Source organism: Streptococcus sp. KHUD_016, from assembly GCF_051106465.1.
Classification (GTDB): Bacteria; Bacillota; Bacilli; order Lactobacillales; family Streptococcaceae; genus Streptococcus.
Genome location: NZ_CP193663.1, coordinates 517,096 through 529,885 on the forward strand (window position 1 = coordinate 517,096; position 12,790 = coordinate 529,885).

General features: G+C 40.7%; 14 protein-coding genes. 12 read left to right on the forward strand and 2 right to left on the reverse strand.

Annotation, left to right across the window (positions count from 1 at the left end):
* The first annotated feature begins 8 nt into the window (after positions 1–8).
* The 6 genes from ACORHV_RS02340 to brnQ all read left to right on the forward strand — a co-directional run bounded on the left by ACORHV_RS02340 (position 9) and on the right by brnQ (position 6,222).
* Positions 9–1,640 (forward strand): hypothetical protein, encoded by a 1,632-nt coding sequence (locus ACORHV_RS02340; RefSeq protein ID WP_434398626.1) that lies wholly within the window; start codon positions 9–11, stop codon positions 1,638–1,640.
* A 125-nt stretch (positions 1,641–1,765) separates the two neighbouring features.
* The gene (locus tag ACORHV_RS02345) at positions 1,766–2,371 is read left to right on the forward strand and encodes a nitroreductase family protein (protein WP_434398628.1); all 606 of its coding nucleotides are present in this window, start codon (positions 1,766–1,768) and stop codon (positions 2,369–2,371) included.
* A gap of 12 nt (positions 2,372–2,383) precedes the next feature.
* Entirely contained in the window at positions 2,384–3,784 is a 1,401-nt protein-coding gene (gene pepV, locus ACORHV_RS02350) for a dipeptidase PepV (RefSeq protein WP_434398630.1), read from the forward strand.
* Positions 3,785–3,837: 53 nt separating this feature from the next.
* A complete protein-coding gene (locus tag ACORHV_RS02355) occupies positions 3,838–4,428 on the forward strand; it encodes a uracil-DNA glycosylase family protein (protein ID WP_434398632.1) in 591 nt (196 codons plus the stop codon).
* Complete coding sequence (locus ACORHV_RS02360; protein WP_434398634.1) at positions 4,425–4,712, forward strand: rhodanese-like domain-containing protein; 288 nt, start codon at positions 4,425–4,427, stop codon at positions 4,710–4,712. Before ACORHV_RS02355 ends, ACORHV_RS02360 begins: the two co-directional genes overlap by 4 nt.
* Before the next feature lie 184 nt (positions 4,713–4,896).
* Complete coding sequence (gene brnQ, locus ACORHV_RS02365) at positions 4,897–6,222, forward strand: branched-chain amino acid transport system II carrier protein (protein ID WP_434398636.1); 1,326 nt, start codon at positions 4,897–4,899, stop codon at positions 6,220–6,222.
* A 46-nt stretch (positions 6,223–6,268) separates the two neighbouring features.
* Here brnQ and ACORHV_RS02370 read toward each other — a convergent pair whose 3' ends face one another.
* Both ACORHV_RS02370 and ACORHV_RS02375 read right to left on the reverse strand, forming a co-directional pair.
* Complete coding sequence (locus tag ACORHV_RS02370; protein ID WP_434399027.1) at positions 6,269–6,808, reverse strand: DUF1307 domain-containing protein; 540 nt, start codon at positions 6,806–6,808, stop codon at positions 6,269–6,271.
* Between the two features lie 318 nt (positions 6,809–7,126).
* Positions 7,127–7,678 (reverse strand): DUF1307 domain-containing protein, encoded by a 552-nt coding sequence (locus ACORHV_RS02375; RefSeq protein WP_434398638.1) that lies wholly within the window; start codon positions 7,676–7,678, stop codon positions 7,127–7,129.
* Positions 7,679–7,816: 138 nt separating this feature from the next.
* On the opposite strand from ACORHV_RS02375, the gene ACORHV_RS02380 reads away from it, so the two are divergent.
* From ACORHV_RS02380 to ACORHV_RS02405, 6 genes are all read left to right on the forward strand, one after another.
* Positions 7,817–8,854 carry a M42 family metallopeptidase gene (locus tag ACORHV_RS02380; RefSeq protein ID WP_001076927.1) on the forward strand — a complete coding sequence of 346 codons (1,038 nt, stop codon included), beginning with the start codon at positions 7,817–7,819 and terminating at the stop codon, positions 8,852–8,854.
* 1 nt (position 8,855) lies between these two features.
* Positions 8,856–9,317 carry an HIT family protein gene (locus ACORHV_RS02385; RefSeq protein WP_000335635.1) on the forward strand — a complete coding sequence of 154 codons (462 nt, stop codon included), beginning with the start codon at positions 8,856–8,858 and terminating at the stop codon, positions 9,315–9,317.
* 14 nt (positions 9,318–9,331) lie between these two features.
* Positions 9,332–10,048: an LD-carboxypeptidase LdcB/DacB gene (gene ldcB, locus ACORHV_RS02390; RefSeq protein WP_000747744.1), complete on the forward strand. Its 717-nt coding sequence runs from the start codon at positions 9,332–9,334 to the stop codon at positions 10,046–10,048.
* A 122-nt stretch (positions 10,049–10,170) separates the two neighbouring features.
* Entirely contained in the window at positions 10,171–10,596 is a 426-nt protein-coding gene (gene rplK / locus ACORHV_RS02395; protein WP_001085808.1) for a 50S ribosomal protein L11, read from the forward strand.
* A 207-nt stretch (positions 10,597–10,803) separates the two neighbouring features.
* Complete coding sequence (gene rplA / locus ACORHV_RS02400) at positions 10,804–11,493, forward strand: 50S ribosomal protein L1 (RefSeq protein WP_001085675.1); 690 nt, start codon at positions 10,804–10,806, stop codon at positions 11,491–11,493.
* A 484-nt stretch (positions 11,494–11,977) separates the two neighbouring features.
* Complete coding sequence (locus ACORHV_RS02405; RefSeq protein ID WP_001287243.1) at positions 11,978–12,736, forward strand: class I SAM-dependent methyltransferase; 759 nt, start codon at positions 11,978–11,980, stop codon at positions 12,734–12,736.
* Positions 12,737–12,790 lie beyond the last annotated feature (54 nt).

The window sequence follows — 12,790 nt, forward strand, 5'->3', positions numbered from 1 at the left end:
ATAAAGTAATGGGATTAACTGTTGATCAGCATAGAGAGCTTGTGGTAAATGATATCCGACAAGCCCTTCAACATGTTTTTGGTGAGCATTTCGAAATTGTAGATATAGAAACGACGGCCCGGAGTGCTTATGGTCCGACATTTATTCTTGAGGTTCATCTTGAAGAATATAAGACAGCAATAAATATGTTGGTTGAAGGTAACGATGTATCACTCCTCTGGGGGCCTGAAAGATTCGGGATGGAGTTTTTGTATGATCGAGATCGTTTTCGAGCTAGCTTTGGAAAGATCAAAGCTTATCTGGATCAACCAGGCCTGATGTTTTCTGAAGCACTGACTCCTGATAATCTCTTAAAAAAGCGTTTTCTTCTTAAAAGAATGATAGAATCGACTTTTGAGGGAATAGCAATAATAGACTTCTGGAGAAGACCCTTCGAAAAGAATGAACCCTTTAGGGTTGTCTTTACTTGTCTTTTGCCTCATTATCCAGCTTTTTTTAGCCTTGAGATAGCGGGGCAGCAGTTTGTTTTTGAAGAGATAGACCCCATGCCTTCTAGTATAGAGGACCAAGCATTTCCAATTCATCAGCCTATTGATCTAACCGTATCCAATATGACTTCTTTCTTGGATTGGTTTAAAGATAGTCTAGAAGGGAATGCTTCCACCGATACGTTTTCTGCTTTAACACTCCCCCTTGATCCTGCTACAGTTGAAGAAAAAGTTTCCCAAGCACAAGAGATAATCCGATTGACGTTTACAAAGGACGTTTCCTTTATGGAAACGAAAAAACTGACCGAGGATCAGACTGTTTATGGGGTTGATTTTTCAGTTCTATCTGAATATTATGATGCGATATTTTCAATTAGCTTGATTGGGCGATACTTTTGCCTTAATGTGGTGGAGCCGAATAAGGTAGATAAGAAAAACAATTGGATGATCAATGGCTTTCCTTATCTGCTGACGGAGGAAAATCTTAGCAAGGTCATCAGGGAAGCGGAAGCCTATTTTGCTAGACAGGTTGAACCAGTTGAAGCGAAAGTAGGGTCAACTAAAAGTAATAGTGAAGTAAAACCAAGCACCCCAGCTCCAGTAGAAGTAGACCAAGCCAAGAACAAAGAAGAATTGCTCAAAAAAGAGTATTTAGGATTGAGAAAGCTATGGAAAGTCCAATTCCTGATTTTCTGTCTTTTGATGATCGCCGTCTTCGCCCTAGAAGTGTATATGGGGGGAGCTGGTTATAAGGCCTTTAAGATGAAAATTAAGTATAGTTGGATTTCTGTCCATAGTTTTTCATTTCTCTTTCTGACCTTGTATGCATTGTTGACCCTTTTTCCGACTCAAAAGAGAATCTATGAGCTCTTACCTCAGTCCCCTAGTTGGAAATCTCTTTCGACCAAGGGAGTTCGGCTGCTTAAGAAGGAAACTGGCTGGACCTCTCTAGTGATCCTGATTTTGCTTCTTCTGGGGACTCTTGATTTCCTCAGTCGCAAGCCAGAGCCCAAGGTTGAAAATCCGTTGAACTATCAAGAAATCAATAATCTCTATGAGGAAGAAAGAAATTCTCACTACGATGATATCATCAACAAAATCCAAGACTCTAGTGGCCACTTCTTTGAAAAAGAAAGTCCTGCGTCGGAATAATCTGAGTCCGTAGAAGGGCGGGTAGCCTAGTTGAAAAGGAAACAGGATCCTCAATGAAAAAACTCTGCAAGCTCTTTCAAAATATGGTAGAATGGATGCAGTAGAATTAGAAAAGGAAATCGATTATGAAATTTCTTGAATTAAATAAAAAACGTCATACGACTAAGCATTTTACTGATAAACCGGTAGATCCCAAAGATGTGCGTACGGCTATCGAAATCGCAACCTTGGCCCCAAGTGCCCACAACAGCCAGCCATGGAAGTTTGTGGTTGTTCGTGAGAAAAATGCTGAATTGGCAAAATTGGCTTATGGTTTGAACTTTGAACAGGTATCATCAGCACCTGTAACCATTGCCTTGTTTACAGATACAGATCTTGCCAAACGTGCTCGTAAGATTGCCCGAGTTGGCGGCGCTAATAACTTTTCTGAAGAGCAACTTCAATATTTTATGAAGAATCTGCCAGCTGAATTTGCGCGTTATAGTGAACAACAAGTCAGCGACTACCTAGCCCTCAATGCAGGTTTGGTTGCCATGAACTTGGTTTTGGCTCTGACAGATCAGGGAATTGGTTCTAACATTATTCTTGGATTTGACAAATCAAAAGCCAACGAAGTTTTGGATATCGAAGACCGTTTCCGTCCAGAACTCTTGATTACGGTAGGTTACACAGACGAAAAATTGGAACCAAGCTACCGCTTGCCAGTGGATGAAATTATCGAAAAAAGATAGAAAGAAGAAAAAATGACAGCAATTGATTTTACAGCAGAAGTAGAAAAACGTAAAGAAGACCTCTTGACTGACTTGTTTAGCCTTTTGGAAATCAACTCAGAACGTGATGACAGCAAAGCCGATGCTGAGCATCCATTTGGACCTGGGCCGGTAAAAGCCTTGGAAAAATTCCTTGAAATCGCAGACCGCGATGGCTATCCAACAAAGAATGTCGATAACTACGCAGGACATTTTGAGTTTGGTGAAGGAGAAGAAGTCCTCGGAATCTTTGCTCACATGGACGTGGTGCCAGCTGGTAGCGGTTGGGACACGGACCCTTATACACCAATTATCAAAGACGGTCGCCTTTATGCGCGTGGTGCTTCCGATGACAAGGGACCTACAACTGCTTGTTACTATGGTTTGAAAATTATCAAAGAATTGGGACTTCCAACTTCTAAGAAAGTTCGTTTCATCGTCGGAACAGACGAAGAATCAGGTTGGGCAGACATGGACTACTACTTTGAACATGTAGGACTTGCGAAACCAGACTTCGGTTTCTCTCCAGACGCTGAATTCCCTATCATCAATGGTGAAAAAGGGAACATCACGGAATATCTTCACTTTGCAGGTGAAAATACAGGTGCAGCCCGTCTTCACAGCTTCAGAGGTGGATTGCGTGAAAACATGGTACCTGAATCAGCAACAGCAGTCGTTTCAGGCGACCTGGCTGACTTGCAAGCTAAACTAGATACCTTTGTTGCAGAACACAAACTCAGAGGAGAAATCAAAGAAGAATCTGGCAAATACAAGGTGACCATCATTGGTAAATCAGCTCATGGTGCTATGCCTGCTTCAGGTGTCAATGGTGCGACCTACCTGGCCCTCTTCCTCAGCCAGTTTGACTTTGCAGGACCTGCAAAAGACTACCTCGACATCGCTGGTAAGATTCTCTTGAATGACCATGAGGGTACAAATCTCAAGGTTGCTCATGTAGATGAAAAGATGGGTGCCCTTTCTATGAATGCGGGTGTCTTCCGCTTTGACGAAGCAAGTGCTGACAATACCATTGCCCTTAACTTCCGTTATCCAAAAGGAACAAGCCCAGAGCACATCCAGTCAGTCCTTGAAACCTTGCCAGTTGCTTCTGTTAGCCTTTCTGAACACGGTCATACCCCTCACTATGTGCCAATGGAAGATCCGCTTGTGCAAACCTTGTTGAATGTCTATGAAAAACAAACTGGTCTTAAAGGTCACGAACAAGTCATCGGTGGTGGTACCTTTGGCCGCTTACTGGAACGTGGAGTTGCCTACGGTGCCATGTTCCCGGACTCAATCGATACCATGCACCAAGCCAATGAATTTATCGCCTTGGACGATCTCTTCCGAGCAGCAGCAATCTATGCTGAAGCTATTTATGAACTGATCAAATAAAACGATAGAAGTCTGAGATTGTATGCTTGGACTTCTTTTTGGAGGGAAAACAGATGTCTCAAATCGAAAGAATCAAGCAAGCCATTATGGCGGATCCACAGAATACCAGCTATACAGAACGCGGAATTGAGCCTCTCTTTGCAGCGCCAAAGACAGCTCGTATCAATATTGTCGGTCAAGCTCCTGGACTTAAAACACAAGAAGCTGGGATTTATTGGAAGGATAAGAGCGGCGATCGCTTGCGTGACTGGCTAGGTGTGGATGAAGACACCTTTTACAATTCGGGCTTGTTTGCAGTTATTCCCATGGATTTTTACTTTCCAGGACATGGCAAGTCGGGTGATCTTCCACCTCGAACAGGTTTCGCAGAAAAATGGCATCCGCAACTCTTGCAAGAATTGCCCAATATCCAATTAACTCTCTTGATTGGGCAATATGCCCAAGCCTACTATTTACATGAGAAAGTTAGTGGCAAGGTAACGGAGCGGGTAAAACACTACAAAGACTATCTACCAGAATTTTTCCCTCTGGTGCACCCGTCACCACGAAATCAAATTTGGATGGCTAAAAATCCTTGGTTTGAGTCAGAAGTAGTGCCCGATTTGAAAAAAAGAATTAAAACCATTTTAGGAGAAAAAGAATGAAAGATATTTCCTTCGATGCATTTTACCAGCTTTACCAGAATAGTTCACTTTCTGTGCTGGACGTGAGAGAAGCAGAAGAGTTCGAGACGCTTCATTTAGAAGGTGCTCAGAACCTACCACTTAGTCAATTAGCCGATATTTATGATCAATTGGACAAGGACCTCTTGCATTATGTCATTTGTAAATCAGGAATGCGTTCAGCACGTGCTTGTCAGTTTCTAGCTGAACAGGGTTATGACGTTATCAATGTTCAAGGTGGAATGACGACCTTTGAAAATCTTTAAACCTCTATAGCGATAGATCCTAATCTTCCCTTGCTCGGTTCCAACTGAGTGAGGGATTTTGTTTTTAGATAATTCTTATTTTTAAAAATATTGAAAACATTCAATGATTAATTTTGGATACTTTTTTCAGAGTCTTAATCATGGTATACTAGGTCAGTATTTTAGAAATATGAAGGAGATTTTTATGGCTAAAAAAGGTGCCCTAACAGGCTTGCTCCTGTTTGGAATATTTTTTGGTGCGGGAAACTTGATTTTTCCACCTTCTCTAGGTGCTTTATCTGGAGAACAATTTCTTCCTGCCATCGCAGGTTTTGTCTTTTCAGGTGTCGGTATTGCCGTCTTGACACTTATTATCGGAACGCTAAACCCGAAAGGATACATTCACGAGATTTCTAAGAAAATCTCACCTTGGTTTGCGACGCTTTATCTTGCAGTCCTCTATCTATCGATTGGTCCCTTCTTTGCCATTCCACGTACAGCCACAACAGCTTACGAAGTTGGGATTAGTCCCCTCTTATCCGAAGCAAACAAAGGCCTAGGATTGATTGTCTTTACTGTGCTTTACTTTGCAGCGGCTTATTTGATTTCACTTAATCCATCAAAGATTTTGGATCGAATTGGACGTATCTTAACGCCAGTCTTTGCTTTGTTGATCGTTATCTTGGTTGTACTAGGTGCCTTCAAATACGGTGGAACAAGTCCTCAAACTGCGTCAGCTGCTTATCAAGCTTCTGCTTTTGGGACAGGTTTCCTAGAAGGTTATAACACTTTGGATGCCCTTGCCTCAGTGGCTTTCAGTGTGATTGCTGTTCAAACCTTGAAACAACTTGGATTCTCCAGTAAGAAAGAATACATTTCAACTATTTGGGTGGTTGGTATCGTTGTAGCTTTTGCCTTTAGCGCTCTTTATATCGGTTTAGGATTCCTTGGAAATCATTTCCCAGTACCAGCAGAAACGATGAAGGGTGGCACACCAGGTGTTTATATCTTGTCGCAAGCAACTCAGGAAATCTTTGGTTCAACAGCTCAACTCTTCCTTGCTGTTATGGTAACTGTAACCTGCTTCACAACGACAGTTGGATTGATTGTGTCAACAGCAGAGTTCTTTAACGGACGTTTCCCACAAATCAGCTACAAGGTCTATGCCACTGCCTTTACCTTGATTGGATTTGCTATTGCAAACCTCGGTCTGGATGCGATCATCAAGTACTCAATTCCAGTATTGGTAATCTTGTACCCAATCACTATTGCCATTGTGATGATTGTGATTGTTAATAAGTTTGTCGCCCTATCAAAACCGGGCATGCAGTTAACTATTGGGCTTGTTACAGCTATTGCTCTTGCAAGCGTCCTTGGAAGTTCCTTTAAGATTGAGTTTCTAGAAAATCTGATTAATGCCCTTCCGTTTGCGTCAGCCTCTCTTCCATGGCTAGTGCCAGCTATTATCGGAATCTTGCTTTCATTGGTTCTACCAAACAAACAAGAGAGTGATGTTTTTGAGATGGAATAAAAAAACCTTGGCATAAGCCGAGGTTTTTTATTTTTGTAAAAGACACTTAGTTAGTTTTTTCAGTATATCCAAGATCTTTTAACATTTTCTTAGAAGCAGTAAAGCTAACATTGTTACCTACGCCTGAGTATTCTTCTGGTAAGGCTTTTCTAAGTTCGTCAATACTTGCGACTGTGAAGTCGACTTCAGCATCTTGAACGACCTTTCCATCTTTGATTTTGATGCTATGAGTAACACCTTTGAGGCCTTGATATCCTTTATAAGTTTTTTCAACAAATGCTTTAAGAGTTTCAGCAGTAGTATCAAGAGCCTCTGGATCATAGACATTATGACCTGATTGTTTCAATACTTTGTCTCCATCTACAGTGTAGGTTAAAGTAGAATTAAAGCCAGTACGAGTATCATTTACAAAGGTCACAGTTTTTACTTCAGATTTGTTTTCTGTAGCTTGCTGGCTAGTAGATTCTACCTGAGTAGTTTCACTTTTTGCTGAGCTAGTTGATGAGGTTGTTGATTGTTTTGAACATCCCAATAAGATAGCTAATGGTAGAGTTATACAAAGAGTCATTTTAAAATATTTGTTCATGTTTTTTTCTTTCATAATCAAAGTATTTTGTATTATAACATGATTCTACTACAAAATCAACTAGACCTCCCCTCTCATCTGACCTGACATGACAATGAACAGAAACTAGTCAGATGATTAAAGTTTTGTCTCTATCTGTTTCAAAAATCTTTTATCATATGGCTTTATAAGGGTGTGAAGTTTTAAATGCACTTTTTATGGGATTGGGAGGAATCTATTGGACTCATCGGTTAGGGATGTAATAAAATACCCCAAGAGTTAGAGTTGTGTCTAACTTTTGGGGTGGACCTACACTAGTCTATATGAAATTTTAGGAGATTAGTTCGTCTTTTCTGTGAATCCCATCTTTTCCAGTGCTTTTTTAGAGTTTGAGAAACTGACACGATTGCCGATACCAGAATATTCTTCAGGAAGTGCTTTTCTAAGTTCGCTAATGCTTGCAACTGAGAAGTCAACTTCTAGATCTTGAACAACTTTTCCATCTTTGATTTCAATCGTTTGTTTAACACCTTTGAGTCCATTATAACCTTTGTACTTTTCTTCGATAAAACTCTTGACATCTTCTGGAGTTGCACCAAGGATTTCAGGATCAGCAATGTTATTAGCTGATTGCTTGATAACATTGTCCCCCTCTACAGTATAAACCAAGGTAGAAGTGATTCCAGAATTATTTTTGTTTACAAAGGTATGTGTCTGAGTTGTTTCCTTCTTTTCAGATGATTGTTGGCTGCTTTGTTTGCTCTCACTTGACTGAGTTGTTGTGTCTTCTTTGGTACTGCTGTTGGTAGGTGTTGATGCTTGTTTGGAACATCCGAGTAGGAGGACAAGTGAAGCCACAAGGGCTAGTGATACTTTAAAGTATGATTTCATATTTTTACTTTCCTTTCATAATCAAAGTATTTGTATTATAACATGAATCTATAGTGAAAGCAACTAAACACAGTTTTTCTCCTTTTGAGAAGGAGTCTGACTAGAAAAATGTTATAATGGTAGGAAAGAGGTGAAGAAATGAATCAGACTATAAACTATATCAAAGAACTAACCGCAATTGCATCTCCGACGGGCTTTACTCGTGAGATCTCAGACTATCTAGTCCATACTTTAGAAGAGCTTGGTTACCAGCCTGTTCGCACAGCCAAGGGTGGTGTCAATGTTACTATTAAAGGTCAAAATGATGACCAACACCGCTATGTGACTGCCCATGTGGATACGCTGGGTGCTATTGTCCGTGCTGTCAAACCAGATGGCCGTCTCAAATTGGATCGTATCGGTGGTTTCCCTTGGAACATGATTGAAGGGGAGAACTGTACGGTTCATGTGGCTAGCACAGGTCAAACGGTATCTGGGACCATCCTCATCCATCAAACTTCTTGCCATGTCTACAAAGATGCAGGAACTGCTGAACGCACACAGGACAATATGGAAGTGCGTTTGGACGAAAAAGTAACCAATGAAAAGGAAACGCGCGCCTTGGGCATCGAGGTTGGCGACTTTATCAGTTTTGACCCGCGAACTGTCGTGACAGAGACTGGTTTTATCAAGTCCCGTCATTTGGATGACAAGGTCAGCGCAGCAATTTTGCTCAATCTTCTTCGTGTTTATAAGGAAGAGGGGATTGCATTGCCAGTAACAACTCATTTTGCTTTTTCAGTCTTCGAAGAGGTTGGTCACGGTGCCAACTCCAATATTCCAGCTCAGGTAGTGGAATATCTAGCTGTGGATATGGGAGCTATGGGCGATGACCAGCAGACGGATGAGTATACAGTTTCTATCTGTGTCAAGGACGCTTCAGGTCCCTATCACTATGACTTCCGTCAACACTTGGTAACTTTGGCGAAGGAGCAAGATATTCCTTTTAAGCTCGACATTTATCCATTTTACGGTTCGGATGCTTCAGCGGCTATGTCAGCAGGAGCAGAGGTCAAACACGCCCTCCTTGGAGCTGGTATTGAGTCCAGTCACTCTTACGAACGAACACATATTGATTCGGTCGTGGCGACAGAGCGTATGGTAGACGCCTATCTCAAGAGCACCTTGGTAGAATAATATGTGCTTGATTTGTCAAAGAATTGAATGGATCAAGGCAGGGGAAAATCCCTACTTTGTAAAAGAACTAGAAACAGGCTATGTTGTTATTGGAGATCACCAATACTTTAAGGGCTATACCTTATTTCTGGCAAAAGAGCATGTCACAGAACTCCACCATATGGAGACTTCTGTAAAACTTCGCTTTTTAGAGGAAATGAGTTTGGTCCAAGAAGCAGTCGCCAAAGTATTTGAGGCTGAAAAGATGAATATTGAACTCCTAGGAAATGGTGATGCCCACGCTCATTGGCATCTCTTTCCACGAAGAACAGGTGATATGAAGGGTCATGGATTGAATGGCCGTGGGCCAGTCTGGTGGATGCCATGGGAAGAAATGGCGGCAGAAGATTGCCAAGTGAAATCCCATGAGTTGGAACAAATGATTAAAGCCTTATCCGATGAATTAGAGAAGCACGTGGTCTAAGAGAGGAAGGAAAAATGAAAAAAAGATACATTGTTTTATCTGGTTTGCTGGCAGTAACCCTAGCAGCATGTTCTCAAGAACAACCTAAAAATGAAGAAAATACTCAAAAAACAGAACAAACTAGTCAACCTGAAGGAACTGTAGGGAGCAAATCCCAAGCTTCTAGTCAGAAGAAGGCAGAAGTTGTCAATAAGGGAGACTACTATAGTATTCAAGGGAAATACGATGAAATCGTCATAGCTAATAAGCACTATCCTTTGTCAAAAGACTATAATCCAGGAGAAAATCCAACAGCTAAAGCAGAGTTGCTGAAGCTCATTGCAGCAATGCAAGCAGCTGGCTACCCAATCAGCGATCACTACAGTGGTTTTAGAAGTTATGAAACTCAAACCAAACTTTATCAAGACTATGTCAATCAAGATGGTAAGGAAGCAGCAGATCGCTACTCAGCTCGACCAGGTTATAGTGAACACCAGACGGGCCTTGCTTTTGACCTTATTGGGACAGATGGTGATTTAGTTACTGAAGAAAAGGCAGCCCAGTGGCTCTTGGATCATGCGGCTGACTATGGCTTTGTCGTTCGCTATCTCAAAGGCAAGGAAAAAGAGACTGGCTACATGGCAGAAGAATGGCATCTCCGCTACGTTGGAAAAGAAGCCAAAGAAATTGCTGCAAGTGGCCTCAGTTTGGAAGAATACTATGGATTTGAAGGCGGAGATTACGTCGATTAAAAAAGTAATTTTTCTCTTGCATTTTTAGATAAATAGTGTATAATAGAAAGGTGTGTGTAAAGCATACTTGTGGGAGGTAAAAATCTTTAATTACCGCCAAAACCACAAAGGAGGATTTAAAAATGGCTAAAAAAGTCGAAAAACTTGTAAAATTGCAAATCCCTGCTGGTAAAGCTACACCAGCTCCACCGGTTGGACCTGCTCTTGGTCAAGCTGGTATCAACATCATGGGATTCACAAAAGAGTTCAACGCTCGTACAGCTGACCAAGCTGGTATGATCATTCCAGTTGTTATCTCAGTATACGAAGACAAATCATTTACTTTCGTTACAAAAACACCACCAGCTGCTGTTCTTTTGAAAAAAGCTGCAGGTGTTGAAAAAGGATCAGGTACACCTAACAAAACTAAAGTTGCTACAGTTACTCGTGCACAAGTACAAGAAATTGCAGAAACTAAGATGCCAGATTTGAACGCAGCAAACATTGAGTCTGCAATGCGTATGATCGAAGGTACTGCTCGTTCTATGGGATTCACTGTTGTTGACTAATCAATAACACAGTAGAAAATCTCACAGCAGTCTATTAGTTGCTTTTCATACTAGGCCAGTGACTGACGCTTGTACTTGGGTACAGTAAAGGAACTTAACGAAGTAGGAAAAGAAAATCAATAGACTGAATACCCGCAAGACTTCATCATTTCGAGAAGTGACGTGGGAGATGAAAATCGATTGAACCACTTACAAGGAGAATAGAAAATGGCTAAAAAAAGCAAACAACTTCGTGCTGCTCTTGAGAAAATCGACAGCACAAAAGCATACAGTGTAGAAGAGGCTGTAGCACTTGCAAAAGAAACTAACTTTGCAAAATTTGACGCAACTGTAGAAGTTGCTTACAACTTGAACATCGACGTTAAAAAAGCTGACCAACAAATCCGTGGCGCAATGGTATTGCCAAACGGTACTGGTAAAACTTCACGCGTTCTTGTTTTTGCACGTGGTGCAAAAGCTGAAGAAGCAAAAGCTGCTGGTGCAGACTTTGTTGGTGAAGATGACCTTGTTGCGAAAATCAACGACGGTTGGTTGGACTTCGACGTAGTTATCGCTACACCTGACATGATGGCTCTTGTTGGACGTCTTGGACGTGTCCTTGGACCACGTAACTTGATGCCAAACCCTAAGACTGGTACTGTAACAATGGATGTTGCTAAAGCAGTTGAAGAGTCTAAAGGTGGTAAGATTACTTACCGTGCTGACCGTGCAGGTAACGTTCAAGCAATCATCGGTAAAGTATCATTTGAAGCTGAAAAATTGGTTGAAAACTTCAAAGCTTTCAACGAAACAATCCAAAAAGCAAAACCAGCTACAGCTAAAGGAACTTACGTAACAAACTTGACAATCACAACTACTCAAGGTGTTGGTATCAAGGTTGACGTAAACTCACTTTAATTAACAGATTTTTAAAAACGAGTACGAAAGTGCTCGTTTTTTTAGGTACGACGGACATTCCGTTCATCTGAGGTGTAAGTCCTCTGTGGGTACCATATACTAGTAAAGCCAAAAGTGATTCCCAAGCCTGACTATTGTGAGTAGCTGATCGAACGGCATTAGGATAGACTGTTTAAGTCTGACGTTGGAAATAAGAATCGGCAGAGAAAGAGATAGAGAAATCTTGGCTATACGAATAGGCACGTGATAGTAAAGCGTATATAGCGGATAAGAAGGCCAGCAACTCTAAAGTACAAATATGTAGGCGTAACCTATATGCGTAAACTACGTGAGCAATTGAATTCGAACTAGAGAGGTGATTAATAGATTTATGCTATAGTCATGGTAGCTTGTATGCTTTTGATTCTAGTTTATCAAATAATAGATTAGAATTGTCAGACAATATAATTTTATGTTATAATGAAGAAAAAATAGAGGTGTTCAAATGTCAGAAGCAGGTCATAAGTTTTTAGCAAAACTGGGGAAAAAACGCTTACGTCCAGGTGGAAAACGTGCTACAGATTGGTTAATTACGGAAGGAGGATTTTCAAAAGAAAAGAGAATACTAGAGGTTGCGTGCAATAGGGGAACTACAGCAATTGAGTTAGCACAGCGTTTTGGTTGTAAGATAACTGCTGTTGATATGGATGGACAAGCCTTAGAAGTGGCTAAAAAATCTGCTGAAACGGCAGGTGTTGGTCATTTGATCAGATTTGAAAGAGCAAATGCAATGAAACTTCCTTATGGAGATGCTAGTTTTGATATTGTTATAAATGAAGCTATGCTGACTATGCAAGCCGATCAAGCTAAGAAAAAATGTGTAATGGAGTATCTGAGGATTTTAAAACCTGAAGGTCTTCTTTTGACACATGATGTGCTTCTTAAGGAAGCTAAAGAGTCTGTCAGACAGGAATTGTCACAAGCAATTCATGTAAATGTAGGTCCTTTAACTCAAGATGGTTGGGAACAGGTGATGATAGAATCAGGTTATCGTGATGTGAAAATATTGACTGGTGAAATGACATTAATGAAATTATCAGGTATGATTTATGACGAAGGTTGGCTAGGAACTTTGAAAATTTGCGTAAATGCTTGTAAAAAGGAGAATAGAAAGCAGTTTTTAACTATGTATAAAATGTTTGCTAAGAATAAACAGAAATTGGGCTTTATTGCTATGGCTAGTTATAAATCGTCAAATCGTTAGATAATTATTGAAGTTAACTTTTCCTTTTTTCTTTCTTAAAAAATATGGTATAAT

Excerpts from the sequence above, each read along its gene's own strand:
- ACORHV_RS02340 (WP_434398626.1), top strand. The coding sequence starts at position 9 with ATGGGATTAACTGTTGATCAGCATAGAGAGCTTGTGGTAAATGATATC.
- ACORHV_RS02345 (WP_434398628.1), top strand. The coding sequence starts at position 1,766 with ATGAAATTTCTTGAATTAAATAAAAAACGTCATACGACTAAGCATTTT.
- pepV (WP_434398630.1), top strand. The coding sequence starts at position 2,384 with ATGACAGCAATTGATTTTACAGCAGAAGTAGAAAAACGTAAAGAAGAC.
- ACORHV_RS02355 (WP_434398632.1), top strand. The coding sequence starts at position 3,838 with ATGTCTCAAATCGAAAGAATCAAGCAAGCCATTATGGCGGATCCACAG.
- ACORHV_RS02360 (WP_434398634.1), top strand. The coding sequence starts at position 4,425 with ATGAAAGATATTTCCTTCGATGCATTTTACCAGCTTTACCAGAATAGT.
- brnQ (WP_434398636.1), top strand. The coding sequence starts at position 4,897 with ATGGCTAAAAAAGGTGCCCTAACAGGCTTGCTCCTGTTTGGAATATTT.
- ACORHV_RS02370 (WP_434399027.1), bottom strand. The coding sequence starts at position 6,808 with ATGAACAAATATTTTAAAATGACTCTTTGTATAACTCTACCATTAGCT.
- ACORHV_RS02375 (WP_434398638.1), bottom strand. The coding sequence starts at position 7,678 with ATGAAATCATACTTTAAAGTATCACTAGCCCTTGTGGCTTCACTTGTC.
- ACORHV_RS02380 (WP_001076927.1), top strand. The coding sequence starts at position 7,817 with ATGAATCAGACTATAAACTATATCAAAGAACTAACCGCAATTGCATCT.
- ACORHV_RS02385 (WP_000335635.1), top strand. The coding sequence starts at position 8,856 with ATGTGCTTGATTTGTCAAAGAATTGAATGGATCAAGGCAGGGGAAAAT.
- ldcB (WP_000747744.1), top strand. The coding sequence starts at position 9,332 with ATGAAAAAAAGATACATTGTTTTATCTGGTTTGCTGGCAGTAACCCTA.
- rplK (WP_001085808.1), top strand. The coding sequence starts at position 10,171 with ATGGCTAAAAAAGTCGAAAAACTTGTAAAATTGCAAATCCCTGCTGGT.
- rplA (WP_001085675.1), top strand. The coding sequence starts at position 10,804 with ATGGCTAAAAAAAGCAAACAACTTCGTGCTGCTCTTGAGAAAATCGAC.
- ACORHV_RS02405 (WP_001287243.1), top strand. The coding sequence starts at position 11,978 with ATGTCAGAAGCAGGTCATAAGTTTTTAGCAAAACTGGGGAAAAAACGC.